Genomic DNA, 24030 nt, shown 5'->3' with positions numbered 1-24030 from the left:
CCGCTCCGCGATCAGGTCCTTCCGGGACCGCTCCGGTAGCATCGGGCCGGCCATGACGGAAGGGGACCGATGCCCGAGGACCGCACCCCCCGCGACCCGGCGCTGCCGGGTCGTGAACCCACCGCCGCGACGGCGCTCGACGGCTTCCGCCTGCTGCCGCGCCGGAAGCTCCCCGTCATCCCGCCCAAGGGCGAGAAGTGGGCGGGGCTCCTCCGGCCGGCGACGCTCGTCTGGCTCGGCATCGGGATCGTGCTCGTGGTGGCCGTCGTGGTCGGGCTGTCGGTGTCGAGATCGTCTGCTCCCACGACGCTCGAGGGGGCGAGGGCCGAGGCGACCGCGCAGGCCGACGAGCTGACCGCGACCCTGCCCGAGCCGCCCGTCTCGGTCGTCGACGACTCGGCCGTCGCACCCTGCGTCGACGAGAGCGACCGGCAGCAGTACGAGCTCGAGCGCGTGCTGACCCTGGCGCCGGGGTTCGATCCGGCGGCGTGGGCGGCGGCCGTCGAGGCCTCGTACGAGGCGAAGGGCTGGAACGTCGTCACCGGGAGACCGGGCGACGACGGGGGCTTCAGCGTCACCCTGATCGGGCTGAACCTGGTGCCCGTGACCGCCGACATCGCGCCGGGCGACGCCGGCACCACCCTGACGCTGCGGAGCATCTCCCGCTGCGGCACGGTCTGAGTCGCGGCGTCAGGCCCCGGCGAAGAACGCGCCGATAGCGGCCGACAGGGCCACCAGGTCGTCGACGTGCGCGAGCTCGCGCGCCGAGTGCATCGACAGCAGCGGCACGCCCACGTCGACGGTGCGGATGCCGAGGCGGGTCGCCGTCAGCGGCCCGATCGTCGACCCGCAGGGCACCGTGTTGTTCGACACGAACTCCTGATAGTCGACCCCCGCCTGCTCGCAGGCCCGGCGCCAGAGCGCGGCGCCGTGCGCGTCGGTGGCGTAGCGCTGGTTGGCGTTGATCTTCAGCAGCGGCCCGCCGCCCGCGACCGGCCGGTTCACCGGGTCGTGCTTCTCGGGGTAGTTCGGATGCACGGAGTGGCCGGCATCGGACGACAGGCACCACGAGGCGGCGAACGCCCGCGCCCGCTGCTCCTCGCTCGCGCCGAGACCGTTCTGCACCCGCCCCAGCACGTCGGCCAGCAGCGGCCCGCTCGCGCCGGAGCGCGACTCGGAGCCGAGCTCCTCGTGGTCGAAGGCCGCGAGCACCGACACGGTGTCGCCGTCGAGCCCCACGGTCTGAAGCGCCGTGAGCCCCGCGTGCACCGAGCTGAGGTTGTCCATCCGGCCCGCGGCGAACAGCGCCCGGTCGAGCCCGAAGCGGGCGGGGGCGGCCGTGTCGGCCGTGAGTACGTCGTAGCCCGCCACCTCGTCGACGTCGACGCCGGCCGCCTCGGCGAGCACCGCGAGCAGATCGGCCTGGCCGAGCTCGCCCACGCCGAACACCGGCGCGGTGTGCCGCTGCCGGTCGAGCGTGAGGCCGGTGTTGGCGTCGCGGTCGAGGTGGATGGCGAGCTGGGGGATGCGCAGGAACGGCCCCGTGCGCGTGAGGTGCTCGGTGCCGTCGCGGGTGACCAGCCGGCCGGCCAGCTCGAGCTCGCGGTCGAGCCAGGAGTTCAGCAGCGGCCCCCCGTAGATCTCGACCCCGGCCTGCAGCCAGCCGTTCGAGCCGGTGGTCGGCTTCGGCTTGAGCTTGAAGCCGGGGGAGTCGGTGTGCGCGCCGAGCACCCGGAACGAACTGAGCGCCGTGGCCCCCTCGGGAACGACCCAGGCGATCACCGCTCCGTCGCGCACCACGACGTAGCGGCCGGGCTCGCGCGGCCACTCGTCCGCCTCGTCGAGCGCGTTGAACCCCGCCTCCTGCAGCCGCCGGCTCGTCTCGGCGGCCGCGTGGTACGACGAGGGCGACTCGCGGATGAAGGCGGCGAAGTCGTCGATGTGCGCGGCGGTGTCGATCATCCCTCCATCCAACCACCCGGCGCGGGCCGGGCCGTCCGCCGTCAGCGCGCCAGCCGCTCCAGCACGCGGCGCTCCTTCTCGGGCGCGAGTCCGAGCACCGGCCGGTCGGACCGCTGCGGCGGCACCCCGCCCCGCTCGCCGAGCCACGCCCAGGTGTCGGCCACCGTCTCGGCGAGCGGCCGGAACGCCAGCCCCGTCGCGAGCGCCTTGGACACGTCCGAGCCGTGCAGCGAGTCGTGATCGGGGCCGGCGGGCAGCCACACGGGCAGCTCGATCCACGGCGCGACACCCTCCGCGAGCAGCACTTCCTCGGGCGCCCACACCAGCCGCACGTCCACCCCCGCCACGGCGGCGCACGCGTCGAGCAGCTCGCCCATCGTGTGCCGGCCGACCGGCGTCACCGCGTCGAAGGCCGGGCTCCGTCCCGGGCCGGCCGCCGCCCTCACCGGCCCCGCCGGATCCGGCACCGGCCCCGCCGCCCCCACCACCGGCACCGCGGCCGGCAGCCCCAGCACCCACCACGCCAGATCGCGCGCATCGATGTACTGGATGCCCGCCCCCGCCTCGCCCGGCGCGAGCACCTCCCCGCCCCGCGCCATCCGCCCGAGCCACCAGGGCAGCCGCCCCACGTTCTCCCACGGCCCGAGGATCAACCCGGGCCGCACCAGGAGCCCCCGACCGCCGAACACCTCCTCGACGGCCCGTTCGGCCGCGGCCTTCCGCCACGCGTAGTCACCGCCGTCCCCGTCGCCGTTCCCGCCCCCGTCGCCGTCTCCGGTCCCGACCTCCACCAGCGCCGCCGTCTCGTCCGCTCCGGCCCCCGGATCGGCGTACACCGAGCGCGACGAGACGTAGCAGTACCGCTCGGCCAGCGGTTCGAGCAGCCGGGCGCTCTCCCGCACCGCCGCCGGCTCCCACGACCAGGTGTCGACGACGAGGTCGAAGCGGCAGCCCTCGTCGGCGGGCGCGGCGAGCCCGTCGCGGAGGGCGTGGGCGAGGGCATCCGGAACCCGCCGGTCGGCGACGAGCGACCGCACCCCGGCGGGAGCCTCGTTCCACCCCCGGTTCAGCACCGTCACCTCGGCGCCGCGGGCGAGCGCGGCCTCCACGACCGCGCGCCCCACGAACTCCGTCCCGCCCAGCACCAGCACCCGTTCGACCATGCTCCGAGTCAATCGTGCGGGGCGGTGCCGATCCACCCGTTCTGCCGACGGCAGAGCGCCGCGTCGTCTCCCGGCCCGCCCGAAGCTGACGGTCGGGTTCGTGGGCTACGGTCATGGGTCGGAGCGACCCGCCGAGTGGCGGGCCGGAGAGGGAGCGGATGCACGGGCGGCTGCACGGGCGAGGGGCGGGCGCATCGATCGCCCTGGGGTTGTCGGTCGTCGCGCTGGTGCCGCTGCTTCTGAGCGGATGCGCGGCGAGCCCCACCGCGGCCCTGTCGCGCATGGCGCACCTCGACCAGGGCACCCCCGTCGCCGACCACATCGTGCCGCCCGTGGTGCCGAACGTCGACGCCGACCTCGTCGACTCCAGCGTTCGCCTGCTCGCCGAGCACGACGGCACCGCCTTCTGGGTCGGAGCCACCTCCGCCGACGACATCTGCTTCATCGCGGCCCCGGCGCCGGCCGACCTGCTGGCGACCCCGTCGCCCACTCCCACGACCACGACCTCGTCCTCGCCCGGTGCCGTCGCGCCGGGCGCCACGCCGACGCCGACGCCGTCAGCCCCTGCAGTCGTCTCGGAGGGCTTCGGCCCGCCGACGACCGCGGCCCCGACGCTGCCGGTGCCCTCGCTCACCCTCGCGGAGCCCGAGGCCGTCTGCCTCTCGCCCGACTCCTTCGGCTCGCACGGCGCCACGCTGCGGCTCGGCGCTGAGAGCACGCGCGTCTGGCTGCACACCGAGTACATGACGGTCGGTGCGGGCTGGGTGCCGATCGCGCAGAACATCGCGGTGAAGGCCTGATCCGAGGCCACGGCGTCGTCGGTGGCCGCTTGAGCCGCCTGCGGCCGGAGAGCACACTCGGGGGATGACCTCCCGCCTCCCCGCCGACGACACCGCTGACGACACCGCCGACGACGCCGCCGGCGCCACCTCCGACCCAGCCGGCCGGCCCACCGTCGCCCGCGTCGACGACCAGGCCGACGCCTCTGTCCACGTCCACGTCCACGTCGTGACCGTGTTCACCGACGCGCGCGGCGACCACGGCAATCCCCTCGGCATCGTCCGTTCGACCGAGCGCACCCACGGCGCCGAGCAGCGCATCGCGACGGCGCTGGGATTCAGCGAGACCGTCTTCCTCGACGAGCTGGTCGAGGGCGGCGGGGGAGCGGGCACCGCTGCGGGCGGGCGCCGGGCGCGCATCCGCATCTTCACCCCGGCGACCGAGCTGCCGTTCGCCGGCCACCCCTGCGTCGGCACGGCCTGGTGGCTGGCGCGGCAGGGCACGCCCGTTCTCGCCCTGGACACCCCGGCCGGCCCGGTGGCGGTGCGGGACACCGGCGATCTCGTCTGGATCACCGGACGGGCCGCCTGGGCGCCCGACTTCGCGTTCCACCGGCTGGGCTCGCCCGGCGAGGTCGACGCGCTCGACCCGTCCGGCTTCGCGGCGGGTCGCCACTACGCCTGGGCCTGGGTCGACGAGACGGCCGGTCACCTGCGATCGCGGATGTTCGCCCCCGCGCTCGGCGTGCCCGAGGATCAGGCGACCGGCTCGGCGGCCGTCGCGCTGACCGCCCGCCTCGGCCGCGATCTCGCCATCGACCAGGGCCGCGGCTCGCGCCTGCTCACCCGGGTGCTGCCGCACGGAGCCGTCGAGGTGGGCGGACGCAGCGCGGCCGCGGAGTCCCGCACCATCGACGCCTAGCGTCGCGGCGCGCACCCCGCGGCCGAGCCGCCCGGCCCGCCCGGCCCGCTCGGGCCGCCCGGGCCGCTCGGGCCGCCCGTCAGTGCCCGAGCACCGGCTCCGGCTCGGGCGTCGCCTCGCCGCTCCGCTCCTCCGGCACCGCGACGCCCACCGTGAGCCCCTGGCCCTTGCGCCGGAACAGCAGCGCCGCGATCACGGCCCCCACCGCGAAGAACCCCGCGCCCCACCAGTAGGCCGTGGCGTAGCTGTGCACCGCGGCCTGCGCCGCCACCTCGGCCGTCGCCGGCAGGTTGTCGGCCACGTAGTTCGCCGCCGCGGTCGCCGCGAGGGTGTTCAGCAGCGCCGTGCCGATCGATCCGCCGACCTGCTGCGAGGTGTTCACCATCGCCGAGGCGACCCCGGCGAACCGCCGGTCGACCCCCAGCGTCGCCGTCTGGATCGACGCCGGCATGATCGTGCCCATCGCGAGCCCGAGCAGCATCAGCGGCGGCATCACGTCGACCGCGTACACGGCGGTCACGTCGAGGTGCGTCAGCCACACCATCCCGAGCGCGGCCAGCGTCATGCCGATCGGCACCATCACCTTCGGCCCGAACCGCGGCACGAAGATGTTCGTCGACAGCTGCGCCGCCGTGATCAGCAGCAGGATCATCGGCAGGAACGACAGCCCCGTCTGGATCGGCGTGTACCCCAGCGTCGTCTGCAGGTAGTAGGTGACGAACAGGAAGATGCCGAACATGCCCGCGCCGGCGATCAGCACCGAGCTGTAGGCGGCTCCCCGGTTGCGGTCGAGCACGATCGAGAGAGGCAGCAGCGGATGCGCGGCCCGCCGCTGCCACAGCACGAACGCCACCAGCAGCACGACGCTCGCGCCGAGCATGCCCCAGGTCAGCGGCGAGTCCCAGTCGTTCGTCTCGGCGCTGGAGAAGCCGTAGACCAGGGCGAACAGCGCGGCCGAGACGAGCACGGTGCCCGGCAGGTCGAGCTTCGGGCGGGCGCCTTCGCGCCGGGGGGTGCTCACGAAGATCATCGCGCCGATGACCGCGATGACCGCGATGACGACGTTGATGTAGAGGTTCCAGCGCCAGCTGAAGTTCTCGGTGAGCAGGCCGCCGAGCAGCAGTCCGACCGCGCCGCCCGCACCGGCGATCGCGCCGAAGATGCCGAACGCGCGCGCCCGCTCCTTCGGGATGGTGAAGGTCGTGGTGAGCACCGCCAGCGCGGTCGGGGCGAGCAGCGCGCCGAACACGCCCTGCATCGCGCGAGCCGCGACGAGCAGGCCGAAGCTGTCGGCGGCGCCACCCAGGGCGCTGGCGGCGGCGAAGCCGATCAGGCCGATGATGAAGGCGCGCTTCCGGCCCATCAGGTCGGACAGGCGGCCGCCGAGCAGCAGCAGGCTGCCGAAGGCGAGGGAGTAGGCGGTGACGATCCACTGGCGGTCGCCGTCGGAGAAGCCGAGGTCGGCCTGCGCCGACGGCAGGGCGATGTTGACGACGGTCGCGTCGAGCACGACCATCAGCTGGGCGAGGGCGACCGTGGTGAGGGTGAGCCAGCGACGCGAAGAATTTTCAGGCATGGAGGGACTATATACGGAACTCGTCAGTTTCGGATACCATCGGTTCTGTAAACATCTCGTGACAGAATCGAGGTGTCCCGCCCACGTCCCGAAGGAGGAGCCGCGACGATGCCGCTCGACCTGATCGACTCCACGCCCGCCCCGGCATCGCCCGGACCCGGCCAACCCGGCCGCCCCGGCCGCCGTCGCGACCACTCGCGCGACCCCGAGATCCTCGACGCGGCCATCGAGGTGCTCGCCGAGGAGGGCTATGACGGCATGACGATGGAGATGGTCGCCGCCCGCGCGAAGGCCGGCAAGGCGACGCTCTACCGCCGCTGGCCGTCCAAGGGCGAGCTGGTGGTCGACGCGGTGGCGTGCATGAAGTCGCGCGACCTCGACGTCGACAACCTCCCCGACACGGGCACTCTCCGAGGCGACCTCGTGGCGATGATCAAGCCGCGCACGCTCGAGGAGGCCGACCGCAAGATGCAGGTCATGGCCGGCCTCATGTCGGTGCTCTCACGATCGCCCGAGCTGGTCGACGCCATCAACTCGGCGATCGTCGCCCCCCGCGCCGAGGTCAACCGGCGACTCCTCGAACGCGCCATCGCCCGCGGCGAGATCTCGGCCGAGGTCGACATCGCCACGATCGCCCTCGTGGCGCCGTCGATGACGGCCTACCGCCTCCTCGTCACGCAGCGTCCGGTCGACCGGGAGTACCTGCTGTCGATCATCGACGGCGTGGTGCTGCCGGCCGTCGGCCTCTCGGCCCCGCGCGCCTGAGCGGCACGTGCATCCGCTCGCTCTGCTACTCGGCGAGAAGCGCTTCGGTGTGCTCCCACAGCGCGAGCGCCAGAGCCGGGTCGTCGGCCCCGCGCCGGATCGCCGCCGGGGCGCGCTTGACGTAGTACCCGCCGCTCTCCCAGTCGATGCCGGGGGTGCCGGCGGCCAGCCAGACGAGCGTCTCGGCGCCCTGCTCGGGGGTGCGCAGCAGCCGCTTCAGCACGGAGGTGTAGACCAGCCGCAGCGCGCTGTTGGTCTGCCCGGCGAAGCTCGTCGACACGACGCCCGGGTGGAACGCCGCCGCAGACAGGCCCTGGTCGTGGAAGCGCCGGTGCAGCTCCCGCACGAACAGGAGGTTCGCGAGCTTGGCGGTGCCGTAGGCGCGCTCGGGCCGGTAGCCCTGGCGCGCCTCGAGGTCGTCGAAGTCGAAGGATCCGTAGCGGTGCGCGATGCTCGAGGTGGCGATCACGGTGGCCCGGCTGTCGAGCAGCCGCGGCAGCAGCAGCTGCGTCAGGAGGAACGGCGCGAGGTGGTTCACCTGCAGCGTCAGCTCGTGCCCGTCGACGGTCTCGGTGCGCGGGCCCATGATGCCGCCGGCGTTGTTCGCGAGCACGTCGATGCGCTCGTAGCGCTCGAGCAGGGTCGCGCCGAGCTCTCGCACCTCGTCGAGCCGCGAGAAGTCGCTCAGCAGCCACTCGGCGCCCACGGATTCGGCCACCGCCCGCGTCTTCTCGGCCGACCGCCCCACGACGACCACCGTGTGCCGCTCGCTCAGGGCCCGCGTCGCCGCCGCCCCGATGCCGTCGCTCGCACCCGTGATCACGATGACCTTGCCCGCCATGCGTCCGCTCCTCGTCCTGTCGCCCGCGCGGACGACCCTCCGCACCCTATCCCGGCCCGCTGTCGGAGGCTCGCACTACCCTGAACCCGACCCCAGGGAGGCCCCATGATCGTCGCCGGCGACCGCGTGCTCTACAGCGCCACCGACCTCACGGCCGCGGCGGTCTGCGAGTTCGCCCTGGTGCGCCGCCTCGACGCGAAGCTCGGCCGCATCGAGCCCGTGCCCGAGGTCGTCGACGAGATGCTCGAGCGCACCGCCCGGCTCGGCGACGCCCATGAGCTGCGCACCCTCGAGGCCTTCCGCGAGCTCTACGGGCCCTTCGACGGCGTCCATCCGCGCGGCGTCGCCGAGATCCCGCGGCCCGACCGCCCCACCCCCGAGGCGCTGCTCGAGCACCAGCGCCTCACGCTCGAGGCGCTCCACGCCGGCGCCGACGTCGTCTTCCAGGCCACCTTCTTCGACGGCCGCTTCCTCGGTTTCGCCGACTTCCTCGTGAAGGCGCCTCCCGCGACCGGCGCGGCCACCGCATCCGCCCCCCATCGCTACGAGGTCTACGACACCAAGCTCGCCCGGCACGCCAAGATCACCGCGCTGCTGCAGCTCGCCGCCTACGCCGACCAGCTCGACCGGCTCGACGTGCCGCTCGGCGACGAGGTGCACCTGCTGCTCGGCGACGGCAGCCGCTCCACCCACGAGCTGCGCGACATCCTCCCGGTCTACCTCGATCGGCGCCACCGCCTCGAGGCCCTCCTCGACGAGCGGATGCACGAGCCCGCCGTGCGCTGGGGAGACCCCCGCTACGCCATCTGCGGTCGCTGCGAGGTCTGCGCGCCCGAGGTCGAGGCGCACGACGACCTGCTGCTGGTGGCGGGCATCCGCGTGGCCCAGCGCGCCAAGCTGCTCGCGGCGGGCATCTCGACGCTCGACGAGCTGGCGCTGTCCGAGGGCCCGGTCGACGCGCTGCCGGCCACGACCCTCGAGAACCTGCGCGACCAGGCCCGCATGCAGCGCGACGGCCGCCACGGTCTGGCCGCCCGCGTCTACGACACCACCGCGCTCGACGGCCTGCCCGAGCCCGACCCGGGCGACATCTTCTTCGACTTCGAGGGCGATCCGCTCTACTCCGAAGGCGACGGGGCCGACTGGGGCCTCGACTACCTCTTCGGCCTCATCGAGCACGACCCCGACCGCCCGGGCGAGACGGTGTTCCTGCCCTACTGGGCGCACTCCTACGCCGAGGAGAAGGAGGCGCTGCGGGCCTTCCTCGACCACGTCACCGCGCGGCTGCGCACCCATCCCGGGCTGCACGTCTATCACTACGCCAACTACGAGCGCGCCCACCTGCAGCTGCTCTGTGCCCGACACGGCGTGGGGGAGGAGCAGCTCGACGAGCTCCTGCGCGCCAACGTGCTCGTCGACCTCTACCCGGTCGTCAAGAAGAGCGTGCGGGTGAGCTCGCGCTCGTACAGCCTGAAGAAGCTCGAGCCGCTCTACATGGGTGACCAGCTGCGGCAGAGCGACGTCACCAACGGTGCCGACTCCATCACGGCCTACGTGCACTACACGTCGCTCCGCGACGCGGGCCGCACCGACCCCGCCGCCGCTCTCGCCGCCGACCGCCAGCTCGCCGACATCGCCGACTACAACGAGTACGACTGCCTCTCGACGCTGCGGCTGCGCGACTGGCTGCTCGCCCGGGCGGCCGAGCTCGACGCCGGGCCGCTAGGCCCATCCCGACTCGCGGCAGCCTCCGCCACTCGTGCGGCCATCTCCGACGACCCCTCCGCCCTCCTCGACCTTGCGTCCCTCGCCGACCCCGCGGCGTCCACCGGCCGCGACCCCGACCACGACGACCCCGCCTCCTTCGAGTTCGAGGAGAGCCCCCTCCACCGCGACCTTCTGGCCCACGCAGCCGCCCTCGCCGCCGCCGCCCCGCCACCCGGGAGCCGCGACCCCGCGCATCCGGCCGCCGCGGGCCGCAGCGCCGACGAGCTGGCGGTCGCCGTGGCCGCCGCCGCCATCGACTACCACCGCCGCGAGGACAAGTCCTTCTGGTGGGAGCACTTCAACCGCCTCGAGCAGCCCCTCGCCGAGTGGTCCGACACCCGCGACGTCCTCACGGTCGAGACCGCCGTCGTCGACCGCCCCTGGTACCGCAACGCCGGCCAGCGCGCCGACCGCCGCGAGCTCCGCCTGCGCGGCACGCTCGCCCCCGGCAGTCGGCTCGAGCCCGGCGCGAACGGGCGCTTCTTCGTCTACGACCCCCCGCATCCGTGGCCCGCCCCGCGCACCCGCCCCGCCGACCGCGTCGCCCACGCCCGCACCGTGCTCCGTGAGGTGCGCGAGCTCCCGAACGGCGTCACCCAGTACGTCTTCGAGGAGGCCCTCACCGTCGGCGCCGACCCCTACGACGCCCTCCCGGTCGCCGTCGCCCCGGCCGCGCCACCGAAGACCGCCTCCCTGCAGGACGCCATCGCCGAGTGGGGCCGCGCCCTCGCCGACTCCCTGCCGACCTTCCCGAACGACGCGGCCGTCGACATCCTCCGCCGCCGGGCCCCCCGCCGCCGCGACGGCCGCCCGCTCGAGCCGGTGGCCGAGCATCCGCGGGGCGCCATCGACGCCATCCGCGACTCCCTCCTCGCCCTCGACGACTCCTACCTCGCCGTGCAGGGCCCACCGGGCACCGGCAAGACCTACACCGGCGCCCGCGTCGTCGCCGATCTCGTGCGCGACCACGGCTGGCGCGTCGGCGTGGTCGCCCAGTCCCACGCGGTCGTCGAGAACATGCTCTCGGCCATCGTCGGCGCCGGCGTCGACCCCGCCCTGGTCGGCAAGGTCAGCGAGAATCCGGATGCACGGTTCACCCCCCTCGCCAAGAACGCCCACCGCCGCTTCCTCGACGCCGCGTCCGCGAACGGCACCGGAGCCGTCATCGGCGGCACCGCCTGGGACTTCACGAACCCCACCCGCATCGACCGCCGCGAACTCGACCTCCTCGTCGTGGACGAGGCCGGCCAGTACTCCCTCGCCAACACCATCGCGGTCAGTGTTTCGGCCCGCAACCTCCTGCTCCTCGGCGACCCCCAGCAGCTGCCCCAGGTCACGCAGGGCACCCACCCCGAGCCGGTCGACTCCTCGGCGCTCGGCTGGCTGACCGAGGGTCACGACGTGCTGCCTCCGTCGCTCGGCTACTTCCTGGCGGTGAGCTGGCGTATGCACCCCGCGGTCTGCGCCCCGGTCAGCGCCCTCTCCTACGAGGGCGAGCTGCACTCGGAGCCCACCGCCACCACGTCCCGCTCCCTCGAGGGTGTCGCCCCCGGCCTCCACCTCCACCCGGTGCTCCACCACGGCAACTCCACCGATTCCCCCGAGGAGGCCGACCGCGTCGTCGCCCTCGTCCGCGCGGCCGTCGGCCGCCCCTGGCACGACCCCGCCGACCCGCCGCGCGCCTCCGCCGAGGCCGCGCCCGGACCCGCGGTGGGCCCGACGGCCCCGCACCCGGCGGCAGCCCTACCGCCCGCCCCCGCCGAGCCGCAGGCGTCGCCCGCGGCCCCGGCCGCCGGTCGCCCGCTGCTGCCGGAGGACATCATCGTCGTCGCGCCCTACAACGCCCAGGTCGAGCGCCTCCGCGCCCACCTCACGGCGGCCGGCTTCCCGGGGGTGCGGGTCGGCACGGTCGACAAGTTCCAGGGCCAGGAGGCCCCGGTGGCGATCGTCTCGCTCGCGGCGTCCTCAGCGGCCGACGTCCCCCGCGGAATCGCCTTCCTCCTGATGAAGAACCGCCTCAACGTGGCGATCTCCCGCGCCAAGTGGGCGGCGCACCTCGTCTACTCCCCGGCGCTCACCGACCACCTGCCCCTGAACCCCGCCGAGCTCGCGACCCTCTCGGCCTTCCTCCGCCTCACCCACCCGCCGACCCCCTAGGCGCCGAGTGCGCTCGCCCCTTCGTCCCCGTGGATGAGCGGCACCCACGACAGCCGCGCGGCCTCGTCACCGAAGGGCGTGACCGCTGAGGGGGCAGAGCATCCGGCCCTCACCAACGGACGTGACCACGCATGGTGGCCGAGCATCCGGCCGTCACCGACGGACGTGACCACGTACGGTGGCCGAGCATCCGGCCGTCACCGACGAACGTGACCACGTGCGGTGGCCGAGCATCCGGACCTCACCGACGAACGTGACCACGTGCGCCGAGCGAGCGGGGATGCGACTACTGCAGCAGCTCCCAGGAGCCGCCGACGCGGCGCGTCAGCTGCCACGCGATCGGCTCGACCGAGACCCGTGAGCCGTCGACGCCCTGCTCCGCGATGAGGTACGCGGCCTCGTCGGTGTCGGCCGTGAACCGCACGACGACGCGCGGCGAGCCCTTCACGACGGTCACGTCCGACGCCTCGACGGTGGTGAAGTCGGCGATGGCCTGCGTCAGCGTCGGCAGCACCTCCTCGGGGCGCACGCCGAGCTCGAGCGATCCGACGATCATGGTCACACGGTACGAAGGCATGCCCACAGCGTAAGGGACCCCGGCGCCCGCCGACCCACGACCTCCGCGGCGCATCCGTCGACCCGCGCTACGGTGAGCACATGCAGCAGCTCGTGGTGTTCGAGACCGTCGGCGACACGGCGGTGCCCGCGGCGGTCGCCTTCGAGCGGGTCGTGCCGCGCGACGACAGCACGCTCTTCCACCGCTTCCTCGTGCTGCCGGGCGTGACGGGGGTCACCGACGCGACCGGCCCCTGGGACACCCCGGGCCGCACCCGCACCGTCCACCTCTCCGACGGCAGTCGCTTCCGCGAGCACCTCGACGTCTACGAGCCGCCCACGGTTCCGGATGTGCTGGGCCGCTTCGACTACACCGTCACCGACTACACGAAGACCCTCGCGCACCTCGTCTCCGACGCCGAGGCGCAGTGGCGCTTCGAGCCCGCCGAGCCCGGTGACGCCTCGGGGGTGCGCTCGCGCATCCGTTGGACCTACGGATTCCGCCCCCTGCCCGGCCGCCGCTTCGCGGTCGAGCACCTGATCGGGCCCGTCTGGCGCGCCTACATGCGCCGGAGCATGGCGGTCTGCGTGGCGGCGGCCCACGGCACCGACGGCTACGAGCCGCCCGCCGCGGCGCCAGCCCCGTCCGCGCCAGGCGGACCGCTTCCTTCGGGCGGCGCGCGCCCCTTCGCATGACGACGGTCGTGCTGACCGGGTCGCGGGCGCCGGCCACGCTCGACCTCGCCCGCCGTTTCGCGGATGACGGCGTCCGCGTCGTCGTCGCCGACAGCCAGCCGGCGATCACCTCGTCGTCGAACGCGGTCGACGCGGCCTACCGTGTCCCCTCGCCGCGGTTCCGCCCGAGGGAGTTCGCGGCGGCCGTCGCGGGCATCGCCGCCCGCCACGTCGCCGACCTCGTCGTCCCCACCTGCGAGGAGACCTTCTGGCTCGCCGCCGCTGCCGCCGCCCCTGCCGCCGCAACCTCTGCGGTGGCTGGTGCCGCAAGCTCTGCCGCGGCGGCCGTTGCAGCTTCACTCGCCGCCCCGGATCCGTCGAGCGTCTCTGCGCCGCCCGAAGGCCGCGAAGCCGCGGTCGCGCTCGGGCAGCTGCTCTTCGCGCCTCCGATCGAGGTGCTGCGCCGCCTGCACGACAAGGCCGAGTTCGCGGCGCTGCTCAGCGAGCTGGACCTGCCGCACCCCGCGACGGAGGTGGTCGACTCCGCGATCGACTGGCGCCACCGCGCGCAGGCGCGCGAGCGCGCGCTGGACCGTGGCGGCACACACGCCCCCGCCCGCCTCGTGCTCAAGCCGACCTTCTCGCGCTTCGGCACCCGCACCCGCGTCATCGAGCCGCACCAGCCCCTCCCGGATCTCCCACGTGTCACCCGCCACGAGCGCTGGGTTCTGCAGGAGCACGTCGAGGGCACCGAGTTCTGCACCTACGCCGTGGCGATCGAGGGGCGGCTCACGGCCTTCGTGGCGTACCGTCCGGTCTGGCGCGCGGGCCGACGCGGCGACACGGGCGCCGGCGTCGCCTTCGAGCGGCTCGACCCGGCGACCGCCCCCGTGCGTGAGGCCCGCCGCATCGCCGCCCGCTTGGCAGCGGCCCTCACCCTCACCGGACAGTTCGGCCTCGACCTGATGCACCGACCGCCCCGCCCCGGCGACGCCGGTGCCGGCGCGGGTGCCCGCGTGGGCGCCGACGCTGAGGCTCGCGTCGTGGTGCTCGAGTGCAACCCGCGTGCGACGAGTGGCATCCACCTCTTCGCCTCATCCGATCACCTGGCCCGCGCGTTCCTGCCGCATCTCGCGCGCCGCCCCGCGAGTCCCGCGAGTCCCGCGGTCCCGTCCCACGAGCCCGAGCCCGAGCACGGGCCCGAGTCTGAGCCCGAGGCCACGGCCGCGCCGAGCGCGCCGCCGATCCAGGCGTCCCGTGCGACCGCCCGGCTCGGCCTGCCGCACGCGATGTACCCGCCGCTCGGCCCCCCTGTGGCGCGCGCGCTCACCTTCACGAGACAACTGCGGTACCCGGATGCGCTGCGACCGCCCGAGGATCGCCTCCCTCTCGCGGCTCTCGTCCGATCGCTGGCGGTGCAGCTGCGCGAGAGTCGCCGCGCCCGCGTCGGACTCCTGGCCGCCTCGACCCACGACCTCGAGTGGAACGGCGAGTCGCTGCGACCGGAACCGTCGCCCGCCGACCCAGGAGCCGAACCGGTGCGGCCGACGGGCGCGAACCGGTCGACACCGGACGACGGATGGGCCGGCGCCCTCGCGGCTGCAGTCGCCGAGGCCGGGGGAGTGGCCGCCGCGGTGACGAACGCGACCGCCGAGCTCCGCACAGTGCGAGTGGGTGACCATGAGCTGCCACTGACCGTCTCGACCCACCGCCAAAGATCGACCCACCGTCGGAGCTCGACTGGGCACCGGGGATCGACCGGCCGCCAGGGATCGACCCACCGCCAGCCGGATGACCGGCCGGCCCAGGGAACCGAGCAGGCCGACGCGCCACCCCCGAGCTACGTCGTCTCGCCCTTCACGCACTACGTCGACTACGCCCGCGAGGAGCTCGGCGAACTGACGTCCGCGTCGGCACGCCGGGCCGCGGGTCTGCTGCTGTGGGGTCTCGGCGCGATCCTGGATGCGGGCCGGGTCGACGACATCGTGCTCATGGGCAACGGCCTCGTTTCGACCAATCTGCTGCCCGACGCGGGTGAGCGCGGGGTGGCGGAGGTGACGGCGCGGCTGCGGCGCGAGCATCCACAGCGGGCCATCGGCTGGCGCAGCGTGCACGGCCGCGGGATGCTGCTGCCCGAGACACTTCGGAGAAGCGGCTACCGCCTGCTCCCGTCGCGCAGCGTGTTCTTCGCGCCGACCCGCGGTGACGAGTGGCTGGGTCTCCGGGACGTGCGTCGCGACCGCCAGCTGTTCGAGGCGTCGGGCTACGAAGCGGTGCCGGCGCCGATCGACCCGCGCACGGGCGCGTCCGACCTGGCCACGCGCGAGCGCATCGTCGAGCTCTACCGCCTGCTCTACCTCGACAAGTACTCGCGCCTCAACCCCGCCTATACGCCGGCCTTCGTCGCGGCGGCCCAGCGCAGCGGCTTCCTCGACTTCACCCTGCTGGTGCGGCGCGATGCCCCCGTGACCACGCCCGGCCCCGACACCACCGCCGGCACCGGCGCCGGGCGCATCGACGGCGTCATGGGCACGCGCACCGCCCACGGCTTCCTCGCCGCACCCGTCTTCGGCTACGACACTTCCCTCCCGCCCGAGACGGGGCTGTATCGGATGCTCAGCTGGCTCGTCGCCCGCCGGGCCCACGACGAGGGCGCCGAGCTGCACGCCTCGAGCGGGGTCGCCGACTTCAAGCGCCACCGCGGAGGCGAGGCCGAGCTCGAGTACACCGCGGTGTACGTGCGGCATCTGCCGTGGCGGCGCCGGCTGGCGTGGGGCGTGCTCGAGACGGTGCTCACGCGAGTGGCGGTGCCGGTGCTCGTACGGCAGGGCCTGTAGGCCGGCCCGCGGCTCCGCTGACAGCCGCAAAGCGTGAGGTGGCAACGCATGTGCTCCAGCCGCTCTGGTTCCCTGAGCGTGGGGCAGGTAGGCATGGGGTGTGACTTCGAACTCGGATGCGGCGCGGCTGCTGGGCACCCGCATCCGTGAGGAGCGTCAGCGCTTCGCCATCAACCAGATGGAGCTGGCCGAACTGGCCGGCCTGCACTTCACGAACCTCGGCAAGATCGAGCGGGGCCAGGCGAACCCGTCGCTGCACACCATTCTGCGGATCGCCGGGGCGCTGAACCTCAACCCCGCCGTGCTGATCGACGGGATGACGCCCGACATGCTGCCCGAGCGGCCGCACAAGGTGACGGTCGCCGACCTCATCCGCGCCCGCGAGTCGGGCGCCACGCCCTAGCCGGCAGTGGGGCAGCCGCCCGCGGCGCCCGCTCAGAAGCTCACCCGCCACAGGTACTCGTCGCCGTTCGGCCGGAACCACCGCACCACGAGCACCGCCGTGAGCGGCAGCGTGGCCCCGCGGATGCCCAGCCGCACCTCCTGGCCCGGCGCGAGCAGCAGCGGGGGACTGGCCTTCATCAGCCCGGCGCCGAGCAGGCTGAACGACAGCCCGCGGAGCGGCTCGTCGCCGACGTTCTTCAGGAGGTAGCGGTGCGGGGCGCCGCGACGGTCGAGCCGCAGCGGGACCTGGTAGGCGATCGGACTGGTTCTGGGACTCGTGATGGGGGTGGTGGCCATGGGGCAATACCACCGGGTGCCACTGACGGTAGGGGCTGTCGGGGGCCGCCGGCTCGCGCTTGTGGAGAGAATCGAGAAGTGCACAGGCGAGTGCGGGAGTGGACGACCCCGCTCGACGGGACGGGAACGGCCCGCCCGCCCCACGACTCAGGCCGTGTCGGCCGCGTACCGCGCGAGCGCCTCGTCGATCGCCCCGTCGAACACGAGCCGCCCCTTGTCGAGGTACAGCCCCCGCGTGCAGAAGCGGCGCAGGTCCCGCTCGTTGTGCGAGACGAAGAACAGCGTGCGCCCTCCGGCGAGCAGCTCCTCGATGCGCCGGTAGCACTTCTCCCGGAAGCCCTTGTCGCCCACCGCCAGCACCTCGTCGACCAGGATGATCGGCTCCTCGAGCTGGGCGATGACCGAGAAGGCGATCCGCACGCGCATCCCGCTCGACAGGTGCTTGTAGGGCGTGTCGAGGAAGTCGCCGATCTCGGCGAACTCGATGATCGAGTCGAAGCGCGCGTCGACCTCCTTGCGCGTCATGCCGTGCAGGCCTGCGGTCAGGTAGACGTTGTCGCGCACCGAGAGGTCGTCGACGAAGCCGCCGGTGATCTCGATCAGCGGTGCCACGCCCTCGAACACGCCCACATGGCCCTCGTCGGGCAGCACCACCTCGGCGACGAGTTTCAGCAGCGTCGACTTGCCCTGACCGTTCCGGCCGATCACGCCGATCGCTTCGCCCTGCTTCACGGTGAAGCTCACGTCGCGCAGCGCCCAGAACTCGTCGGGGCGCGAACGGCGGGTGCGGCCTGCGAACAGGTCTTTGAAGCTGCGGCGGGCGCGGCGGTTCCGTTTGAAGCGGATGCCCACCTTCTCGACCGCGATCACGTCGTGACCCGTGCCGACCGTTGGATCAGTGCCCGCGACCATCAGATCTCCTTCAGCACCGAGCGCTCCGAGCGCTGGAAGACGAGGACGCCGATCGCCAGCAGCACCAGCGACATCAGCGCGCCGATGCCGACCTGGTACCAGTCGAGCTGGTCGGGGAAGAAGCCGGCCCGATAGAGCGAGAAGATGCCGCTCAGCGGGTTGAAGGCCGCCCAGCTCTGCAGCTCGGAGGGCAGGTCGTGGGTGCCGTAGATGATGGGCGAGGCGTAGAAAAGGAAGCGCAGCGCGAGCTTCACGGCCCGCTCGAGGTCGCGGAAGAACACCACGAGCGGCGCGACGATGAGCGTCACGCCGACGGTCAGCACGGCCTGCAGCAGGATGCCGAGCGGGAACCAGACGAGGTCGACGTTGACGGCCGCGCCCGAGAAGATCGCGAAGAAGGCCAGCACCGGGATGCTCGCCACGAACTCGATCCCTTTGGAGAGCACGAGGCGGTTCACCCAGATCGTGCGCGGGATCTTCGTCGAGCGGATGAGCTTCGCCTCCCGGAGGAAGGCGCGGGTCGAGTCGGAGACGGAGCCGTTGAACCACATCCACGGCAGTAGCGCCGAGAGCAGGAAGACGATGTACGGCTCGGCGCCGACCGGCCGCTGGAACACCTGGGTGAAGACGAACCAGTAGATGCCCGCCATGACGAGCGGGTCGAGGATCGACCAGACGTAGCCGAGGGCCGACGTGGAGTAGCGCACCCGCAGGTCGCGACGGGTGAGCAGCCAGAGCGAATGGCGGTACCGCGACCATCCGCCGCCCTTGCGCGCCGGCGGCAGCTGTGTCGCTGCGCTCACGGATGGTGCCCTTTCGTCGCCTGAGCGCTCAGCCTAACGCCCCGAGCCCAGCGGGCGGCACCCAGCACGCCGCCGACGCTCGCCGAAGCGATTTCGGCGGCGAGGACGCCGAAATCAGAGATCAGACAAACAGGTTGGCCCGCTCCAGGTCTTCGGCGAAGTCGACCTCGACCGCGTACAGGTCGCTGATGTCGATCGGCTCGACGAGCACGCCGTCCTTCTCGATGGCGAGCTCGAGGCCGCGCTCGAAGTAGTCCTGGTCGTTGACCCGCTGGAGGTGGCGGATGAACGCCGCCTTGTCGCGCGAGGAGATGTAGTTGATGCCCACGGCCTCGCCGAGCCCGCCCACGACGGTCTTCGACAGCTCGTCGATGTAGCCCTCGGCGGTGGTCGTGTACTTGACCTCCTCGTCGGACACCTTGGCGGTGTTGACGGTGACGAACGACTGGTCGCGCGCGATCAGCGGAACGGTGCGGTCGAGCACGCTGGGGGAGAAGACGACGTCACCGTTCATCCACAGCACACCACCCGAGGTCGACGCCTGGAGGGCGCGCAGCAGGCTCTTCGAGGTGTTCGTCTGGTCGTACTCCTCGTTGTAGACGAAGGACGCGTCGGGGAACGCCTCGATGATGTGCTCGAGCTTGTAGCCGACGACCACGGTGACCTTGGCGGCGTTGCCGAAGGTGTGCCGGATGTTGTCGAACTGCTGCCCCATGATGGTGCGCCCGTCGCTCAGCTCGGTGAGCGGCTTCGGAAGTGAGCGGCCCAAGCGGCTGCCCATGCCGGCGGCGAGAATGACGACCTGCGTTGTCATGTTTTCTCCTCTGGTCGATGGGTTCGGCCAGTTCTCGGGCCTGGTTAACCACATGGTCATGTTCCAGACACGTCTTCATGCCTCCTGACAGCGTACTATGACCCCTTTTCGGGGCAAGGGGAAAGCCGTGTATCGTTTCTGTTTCGTGATGCGTCGGCGGGGGGCCGAGGGTGTCAGACTGGGGGCTTCGTGAACGTGCGCCTGGGGCCGGTGCGGCGTCTCGACGGGATTGATAGGTTGGTGCGGTGAGCTCAGAGTCAGACACTCCAAACGCTGGGGGAGCGCGCTCGGGCGATCAGCGCGCACCTCGCACGACGCCGGCCACCTCGGCGGCGGCCACGAGCTCCGCAGCGCCCCGCAAGCCGGTGAAGCGCGCACCCGCCGCAAAGACGGCCGCGGCCCGCACGACCGCCGCGAAGACCGCCGCCGCTCGAACGGCGGCCGCGAAGACCGCCGCAGCCAAGGCGACGGCGGCCGAGTCGACGGCAGCCGAGGCGGCTCCCGACGAGACCACCGGGTCGGCGACGGTTCAGGATGCGCAGCCCGCCCCCGAGGCGCCGGCGACCCCTGAGGCGGCAGCCCCTGCCACGCCCACCGTGAAGCCCCCGGCCAAGAAGCCCGCCAGCCCCCGCAAGCCGGTGCAGCGCAAGCCCGCAGCCGCCTCCGCCACGACCGGCGCGTCCACCCCGGCAGCCCCCAAGGCCGCCCCCCGCACCCCTTCCAAGCCCCGCACCCCGGCGCGCCGCCCGGCCCAGCGCCCGGCCCCGGCCTCCGTCGTGCGCGACCTCGACCCCAACCGCATCAGCCTCTCGATCTCGGGCCTGACGAAGAAGTTCGGCAGCACCACCGCCGTCGCGGGCATCGACATCGACGTTCCCCAGGGCTCCTTCTACGGCATCGTCGGCCCGAACGGCGCCGGCAAGACGACCACGCTCTCCATGGCCACCGGCCTGCTCCGCCCCGGCGGCGGGTCCATCACGGTCTTCGGCCACGACGTCTGGCGCGACCCGGCGGCGGCGAAGCGCCTGATCGGCGTGCTGCCCGATCGCCTGCGCCTGTTCGACCGCCTCACCGGCCGTCAGCTGCTGCACTACTCCGGCACGCTCCGCGGCCTCGACTCCGCGACGGTGCGCCAGCGCGCCGACGACCTCACCGTGGCCTTCGGTCTCGAGGACGCGATCAACCGCCTCGTCTCCGACTACTCGGTCGGCATGACCAAGAAGATCGCCCTGGCGAGCTCGATGATCCACTCGCCGCGCATCCTGGTGCTCGACGAGCCGTTCGAGTCGGTCGACCCGGTGTCGGCGGCGAACGTCGTCGAGATCCTCGAGCGCTACGTGGCGGGCGGCGGCACGGTCGTGCTCTCCAGCCACAGCATGGACATGATCCAACGCGTCTGCGACCGCGTCGCCATCATCGTCGAGGGCCGGGTGCTCAGCAAGGGCACGGTCGACGAGGTGCGCGAGGGCGGCACGCTCGAAGAGCGCTTCATCGAGCTGGCCGGCGGCCGCAAGAGCGCGGAAGGCATGGAATGGTTGCTGAGTTCCTCCGACTGAGACTGCGTCTGCTCGGCAACGCCGGGCGTCGTCCGGCGTCGCAGCTCGTGGGGGTGCTGATCGGCCTCGCCTACGCGGCGGTCATGACGATCGCGCTCGTGGCGGGCCTCGTCACCCTGCGCGACGCCGACCCCGACCTGGCGCGCACGATCGTCGTCATCTCCGGCAGCGTCGTGGTGGCCGCCTTCTGGCTGGTGCCCGTGGTGTTCGGGCTGACCGACCGCCTCGACCCGCGCTCCTTCGCCCTGTTCGGCGTCACCGACGGCCGCCTCGCGATCGGCCTGCTGGTCGCCGCGTTCCTCGGCGTGCCCGCCCTCGTCGTCACGATCGTGGGCCTCGCGACCGCCATCACGTGGTCGCAGTCGCCCGGTTCGACGCTGCTCGCCCTCGTCACCGGGCTCGTCGGCGCGGTCACCTGCGTGCTCGGCGCCCGCATCTCGGTCTCGCTCGCCTCGTTCGCCTTCACCAGCCGCCGCGCCCGCGAGGTCGGCGCCGTGGTGGGGGTTCTCGCCGTCGTCGTGCTCGTGCCCGGCCTGCTGCTGCTCATGATCACCAGCTGGGGCGGCAACGCCTCGGCCGGCGACGGGGTGCTCCCGGCCCTCGCCGGCGCCCTGGGCTGGACGCCGCTCGGCGCCGCCTGGGCCGTGCCCGCCGACGCCGTGAACGGCCAGTGGGTCTACGCCGTGCTGAAGCTCCTGATCGCCCTCGCCACGGTCGGCCTGCTCTGGCTCGCCTGGCGGGGCCTCGTCGCCCTGATGCTGGTCTCGCCCGGCACCCGCGACGACGAGCTCCGCGACGAGGCCGGCCTCGGCTGGTTCGGCCGCACCCCGTCGACCCCCACCGGCGCCATCGCCGCCCGCGTGCTCACCTACTGGGCCCGCGACCCCCGCTACTTCGCGCAGCTGGTCATCGTGCCGGCCCCCGCGGTGCTCGCCGTGCTGGTGTTCGCGTTCGTCGGGGTGCCGATCGAGTACACGGCCCTCCTGCCGCTGCCGATGATGTGCGTGTTCCTCGGCTGGGTCGTGCACAACGACACCGCCTTCGACAACACCGCCGTCTGGCTGCACCTCGTCGCCGGCCGCGTGGGCCTCGCCGATCGCATCGGGCGCATGATCCCGGTCGTGCTGATCGCCGTGCCGCTGATCGGCATCGGCTCGTTCCTCAGCGTGCTCTTCGCCGACGACCTGGATGCGCTGCCCGCCGTGCTGGGCGTCTGCACCTGCCTCGTGCTCACCGGCCTCGGACTCGGCAGCATCTTCTCGGCGCGCTTCCCCTACGCGGCGACGCGCCCGGGCGACAGCGCCTTCACGCAGCCCCAGTCGACCGGCCCGACCTCGGTGCTGGCGCAGCTGTTCTCGCTGTTCGGCACGATCGCGCTGTCCACCCCCGCACTCGTCTACGGCGTACTGGGCGTCTTCGTCGACCCGATGTACCTCTGGGTCTCGCTCTGGACCGGCCTCGGCGTCGGTGTCGTGGTGCTCGTGGTCGGCGTCATCGCCGGCGCCCGCATCTTCGACCGCCGCGGCCCCGAGATCCTCGCGGCCGCCCAGCGCAACTAGCCCAGCGCAACTAGCCCCGGACGATCACTCGTCGAGCAGGCGCTCGTAGATCTCCTTGCACGTGGGGCAGATCGGGAACTTCTCCGGGTCGCGGCCCGGGGTCCACTTCTTGCCGCAGAGCGCCTTGACGGGTTTGCCGGTCATGGCGGACTCGAGGATCTTGTCCTTCTCGACGTAGTGCGAGAAGCGCTCGTGATCTCCCGGATCGATGTTCTCGGTGTTCAGCAGCTCCTCGAGCTCGCGGTCGAGGGTCGTGGTTCCGCCACCACCGTCGGGGAGGTCGCCGGGTTCGGAGGTGCGCGCGAGAGGATCGGACATGGAGACGATTCTAGAACGCGTCGCGGGGTGCTCGGCCCGTACCGCAGCAGCTGCTCAGACGGCCTCGTAGACGGTCGGGATGACCGGCTCACCGGCCGCGAGCCGGAGCGCCTCACCCGGCAGCTCGGCCACGGCCGAGGCGTGGTGGGAGCGGGCGGCCCGCACCCCCTCCGATCCCGTGAACCCGTCCTGCAGCACCCCGTCCACGACGAGCGGCACGTGCAGCGCCCGCCCCGCGGAGAGCGCCGAGGCCGGTGCCGCGTCGCCGACGTAGATCGTCTCCGACACCGCGGTCCCGGATGCTCCGAGCAGCCTCACCGGATGCTTCCGCCCCCCGTGCGTGGCCTTCTCGGCCGACTTCTTGGCCACCGACACCCAGGCCCCGTCGGCGCCCTGGCGCGCCACCAGCTTGTAGACCATCCCTGCCGCCGGATGCCCGGAGCCCGTCACCAGCGAGGTGCCGACCCCGTAGGAGTCGACGGGCGTGGCGGCCAGCGCCGCGATCGCGTACTCGTCGAGGTCGTTCGTGACGGTGATCTTCGTGTCGGTCGCCCCGAGCGAGTCGAGCTGCTCGCGCACGTCGTGCACCAGCGTCAGCAGGTCACCGGAGTCCAGCCGCACGGCGCCGAGCGAGGTGCCGGCGACCCGCACGGCGGTGGCGACCCCCGTGGGCACGTCGTAGGTGTCGACGAGCAGCGTCGTCGAGGGTCCGAGCGCGTCGACCTGGGCGCGGAACGCCTCCTCCTCGGAGTCGTGCAGCATCGTGAAGGCGTGGGCGGCGGTGCCCATGGTCGGGACGCCCCAGCTGCGGCCGGCCTCGAGGTTCGAGCTGGCGCCGAACCCGGCGATGTACGCGGCCCGCGCGGCGGCGACCGCCGAGCGCTCCCCGGTGCGGCGCGATCCCATCTCGGCGAGTGGACGCCCCCGTGCGGCCGACACCATCCGCGCGGCGGCGCCCGCGACCGAGGAGTCGTAGTTCAGCACGCTCAGGATCAGCGTCTCGAGCACCACGCCCTCGGCGAAGCTCGACTCCACCACGAGCAGGGGGGAGCCGGGGAAGTAGACCTCGCCCTCGCGATAGCCCGTGATGGTCCCGGTGAACCGGTAGTCGGCGAGCCAGTCGAGGGTCGGGGCGCTCACCACCTCGTGAGCCCGCAGCCACTCGAGTTCGTCGTCGCCGAACCGGAAGCGGGCGATCAGCTCCAGCAGCCGCCCGGTGCCCGCGACCACCCCGTAGCGCCGTCCCCGCGGCAGCGAGCGGCCGAAGGCCTCGAAGACGCTCGGCCGGTCGTGCGTGCCGGCCCGCAGCGCGGCATCGACCATGGTCA

The 24030-nt window shown here is 73.0% G+C and carries 21 protein-coding genes; 10 read left to right on the top strand and 11 right to left on the bottom strand.

Annotated elements, in window-relative coordinates:
* Nucleotides 1–69: 69 nt before the first annotated feature.
* On the top strand, nt 70–681 hold the full coding sequence (locus ITJ64_RS15295) for a hypothetical protein (protein WP_194681581.1): 612 nt from the start codon (nt 70–72) through the stop codon (nt 679–681).
* Nucleotides 682–690: 9 nt separating this feature from the next.
* Here the strand turns inward: ITJ64_RS15295 and ITJ64_RS15290 are convergent, their stop codons facing one another.
* Both ITJ64_RS15290 and ITJ64_RS15285 read right to left on the bottom strand, forming a co-directional pair.
* Nucleotides 691–1962 (bottom strand): M18 family aminopeptidase, encoded by a 1272-nt coding sequence (locus tag ITJ64_RS15290; RefSeq protein ID WP_194681580.1) that lies wholly within the window; start codon nt 1960–1962, stop codon nt 691–693.
* 41 nt (nt 1963–2003) lie between these two features.
* A complete protein-coding gene (locus ITJ64_RS15285) occupies nt 2004–3125 on the bottom strand; it encodes an NAD-dependent epimerase/dehydratase family protein (RefSeq protein ID WP_228508687.1) in 1122 nt (373 codons plus the stop codon).
* A gap of 158 nt (nt 3126–3283) precedes the next feature.
* Between ITJ64_RS15285 and ITJ64_RS15280 the strand changes: the two genes are divergently transcribed.
* Entirely contained in the window at nt 3284–3925 is a 642-nt protein-coding gene (locus tag ITJ64_RS15280) for a hypothetical protein (RefSeq protein ID WP_194681579.1), read from the top strand.
* 64 nt (nt 3926–3989) lie between these two features.
* Entirely contained in the window at nt 3990–4826 is an 837-nt protein-coding gene (locus tag ITJ64_RS15275) for a PhzF family phenazine biosynthesis protein (RefSeq protein ID WP_194681578.1), read from the top strand.
* Nucleotides 4827–4905: 79 nt separating this feature from the next.
* Here ITJ64_RS15275 and ITJ64_RS15270 read toward each other — a convergent pair whose 3' ends face one another.
* Nucleotides 4906–6402 (bottom strand): MFS transporter, encoded by a 1497-nt coding sequence (locus ITJ64_RS15270; RefSeq protein WP_194681577.1) that lies wholly within the window; start codon nt 6400–6402, stop codon nt 4906–4908.
* Nucleotides 6403–6510: 108 nt separating this feature from the next.
* Here ITJ64_RS15270 and ITJ64_RS15265 point away from each other — a divergent pair, with 108 nt between their 5' ends.
* Complete coding sequence (locus ITJ64_RS15265) at nt 6511–7167, top strand: TetR/AcrR family transcriptional regulator (protein ID WP_194681576.1); 657 nt, start codon at nt 6511–6513, stop codon at nt 7165–7167.
* Between the two features lie 25 nt (nt 7168–7192).
* On the opposite strand, the gene ITJ64_RS15260 is transcribed toward ITJ64_RS15265, so the two are convergent.
* The gene (locus ITJ64_RS15260; RefSeq protein WP_194681575.1) at nt 7193–8008 is read right to left on the bottom strand and encodes an SDR family NAD(P)-dependent oxidoreductase; all 816 of its coding nucleotides are present in this window, start codon (nt 8006–8008) and stop codon (nt 7193–7195) included.
* Nucleotides 8009–8113: 105 nt separating this feature from the next.
* Between ITJ64_RS15260 and ITJ64_RS15255 the strand changes: the two genes are divergently transcribed.
* The gene (locus tag ITJ64_RS15255; protein WP_194681574.1) at nt 8114–11932 is read left to right on the top strand and encodes a bifunctional RecB family nuclease/DEAD/DEAH box helicase; all 3819 of its coding nucleotides are present in this window, start codon (nt 8114–8116) and stop codon (nt 11930–11932) included.
* A gap of 286 nt (nt 11933–12218) precedes the next feature.
* Here ITJ64_RS15255 and ITJ64_RS15250 read toward each other — a convergent pair whose 3' ends face one another.
* Nucleotides 12219–12509, bottom strand: coding sequence for a hypothetical protein (locus ITJ64_RS15250; protein WP_194681573.1), 291 nt, complete (start codon nt 12507–12509; stop codon nt 12219–12221).
* An 80-nt stretch (nt 12510–12589) separates the two neighbouring features.
* On the opposite strand from ITJ64_RS15250, the gene ITJ64_RS15245 reads away from it, so the two are divergent.
* From ITJ64_RS15245 to ITJ64_RS15235, 3 genes are all read left to right on the top strand, one after another.
* Entirely contained in the window at nt 12590–13183 is a 594-nt protein-coding gene (locus ITJ64_RS15245; RefSeq protein WP_194681572.1) for an SRPBCC family protein, read from the top strand.
* Nucleotides 13180–15999 (top strand): ATP-grasp domain-containing protein, encoded by a 2820-nt coding sequence (locus tag ITJ64_RS15240; protein WP_194681571.1) that lies wholly within the window; start codon nt 13180–13182, stop codon nt 15997–15999. Before ITJ64_RS15245 ends, ITJ64_RS15240 begins: the two co-directional genes overlap by 4 nt.
* Nucleotides 16000–16099: 100 nt before the next feature.
* Nucleotides 16100–16402, top strand: coding sequence for a helix-turn-helix transcriptional regulator (locus ITJ64_RS15235; RefSeq protein ID WP_194681570.1), 303 nt, complete (start codon nt 16100–16102; stop codon nt 16400–16402).
* A gap of 32 nt (nt 16403–16434) precedes the next feature.
* On the opposite strand, the gene ITJ64_RS15230 is transcribed toward ITJ64_RS15235, so the two are convergent.
* The 4 genes from ITJ64_RS15230 to ITJ64_RS15215 form a co-directional block, all read right to left on the bottom strand.
* Nucleotides 16435–16740: a hypothetical protein gene (locus ITJ64_RS15230; RefSeq protein ID WP_194681569.1), complete on the bottom strand. Its 306-nt coding sequence runs from the start codon at nt 16738–16740 to the stop codon at nt 16435–16437.
* Nucleotides 16741–16887: 147 nt separating this feature from the next.
* On the bottom strand, nt 16888–17652 hold the full coding sequence (locus tag ITJ64_RS15225) for an ABC transporter ATP-binding protein (RefSeq protein ID WP_194681568.1): 765 nt from the start codon (nt 17650–17652) through the stop codon (nt 16888–16890).
* On the bottom strand, nt 17652–18437 hold the full coding sequence (locus ITJ64_RS15220) for an ABC transporter permease (RefSeq protein ID WP_194682181.1): 786 nt from the start codon (nt 18435–18437) through the stop codon (nt 17652–17654). Before ITJ64_RS15220 ends, ITJ64_RS15225 begins: the two co-directional genes overlap by 1 nt.
* A gap of 139 nt (nt 18438–18576) precedes the next feature.
* A complete protein-coding gene (locus ITJ64_RS15215) occupies nt 18577–19269 on the bottom strand; it encodes an NTP transferase domain-containing protein (RefSeq protein ID WP_173181263.1) in 693 nt (230 codons plus the stop codon).
* A 245-nt stretch (nt 19270–19514) separates the two neighbouring features.
* On the opposite strand from ITJ64_RS15215, the gene ITJ64_RS19400 reads away from it, so the two are divergent.
* Both ITJ64_RS19400 and ITJ64_RS15205 read left to right on the top strand, forming a co-directional pair.
* Nucleotides 19515–20825 carry an ABC transporter ATP-binding protein gene (locus ITJ64_RS19400; RefSeq protein ID WP_370545208.1) on the top strand — a complete coding sequence of 437 codons (1311 nt, stop codon included), beginning with the start codon at nt 19515–19517 and terminating at the stop codon, nt 20823–20825.
* Nucleotides 20801–22384, top strand: coding sequence for a hypothetical protein (locus ITJ64_RS15205; protein WP_194681567.1), 1584 nt, complete (start codon nt 20801–20803; stop codon nt 22382–22384). The genes ITJ64_RS19400 and ITJ64_RS15205 overlap by 25 nt, the downstream gene beginning before the upstream one ends.
* Nucleotides 22385–22408: 24 nt before the next feature.
* On the opposite strand, the gene ITJ64_RS15200 is transcribed toward ITJ64_RS15205, so the two are convergent.
* Both ITJ64_RS15200 and ITJ64_RS15195 read right to left on the bottom strand, forming a co-directional pair.
* Nucleotides 22409–22702: a DUF3039 domain-containing protein gene (locus ITJ64_RS15200; RefSeq protein ID WP_173181261.1), complete on the bottom strand. Its 294-nt coding sequence runs from the start codon at nt 22700–22702 to the stop codon at nt 22409–22411.
* Between the two features lie 54 nt (nt 22703–22756).
* Nucleotides 22757–24025, bottom strand: coding sequence for a nicotinate phosphoribosyltransferase (locus ITJ64_RS15195; protein WP_370545273.1), 1269 nt, complete (start codon nt 24023–24025; stop codon nt 22757–22759).
* Nucleotides 24026–24030: the final 5 nt, after the last annotated feature.

Origin of the sequence: Herbiconiux sp. VKM Ac-1786 (assembly GCF_015350805.1) — a bacterium.
Taxonomy (GTDB): domain Bacteria; phylum Actinomycetota; class Actinomycetes; order Actinomycetales; family Microbacteriaceae; genus Herbiconiux.
The sequence above is the reverse complement of the archived record's forward strand: the minus strand, read 5'-3'. Positions and strand labels throughout refer to the sequence as shown.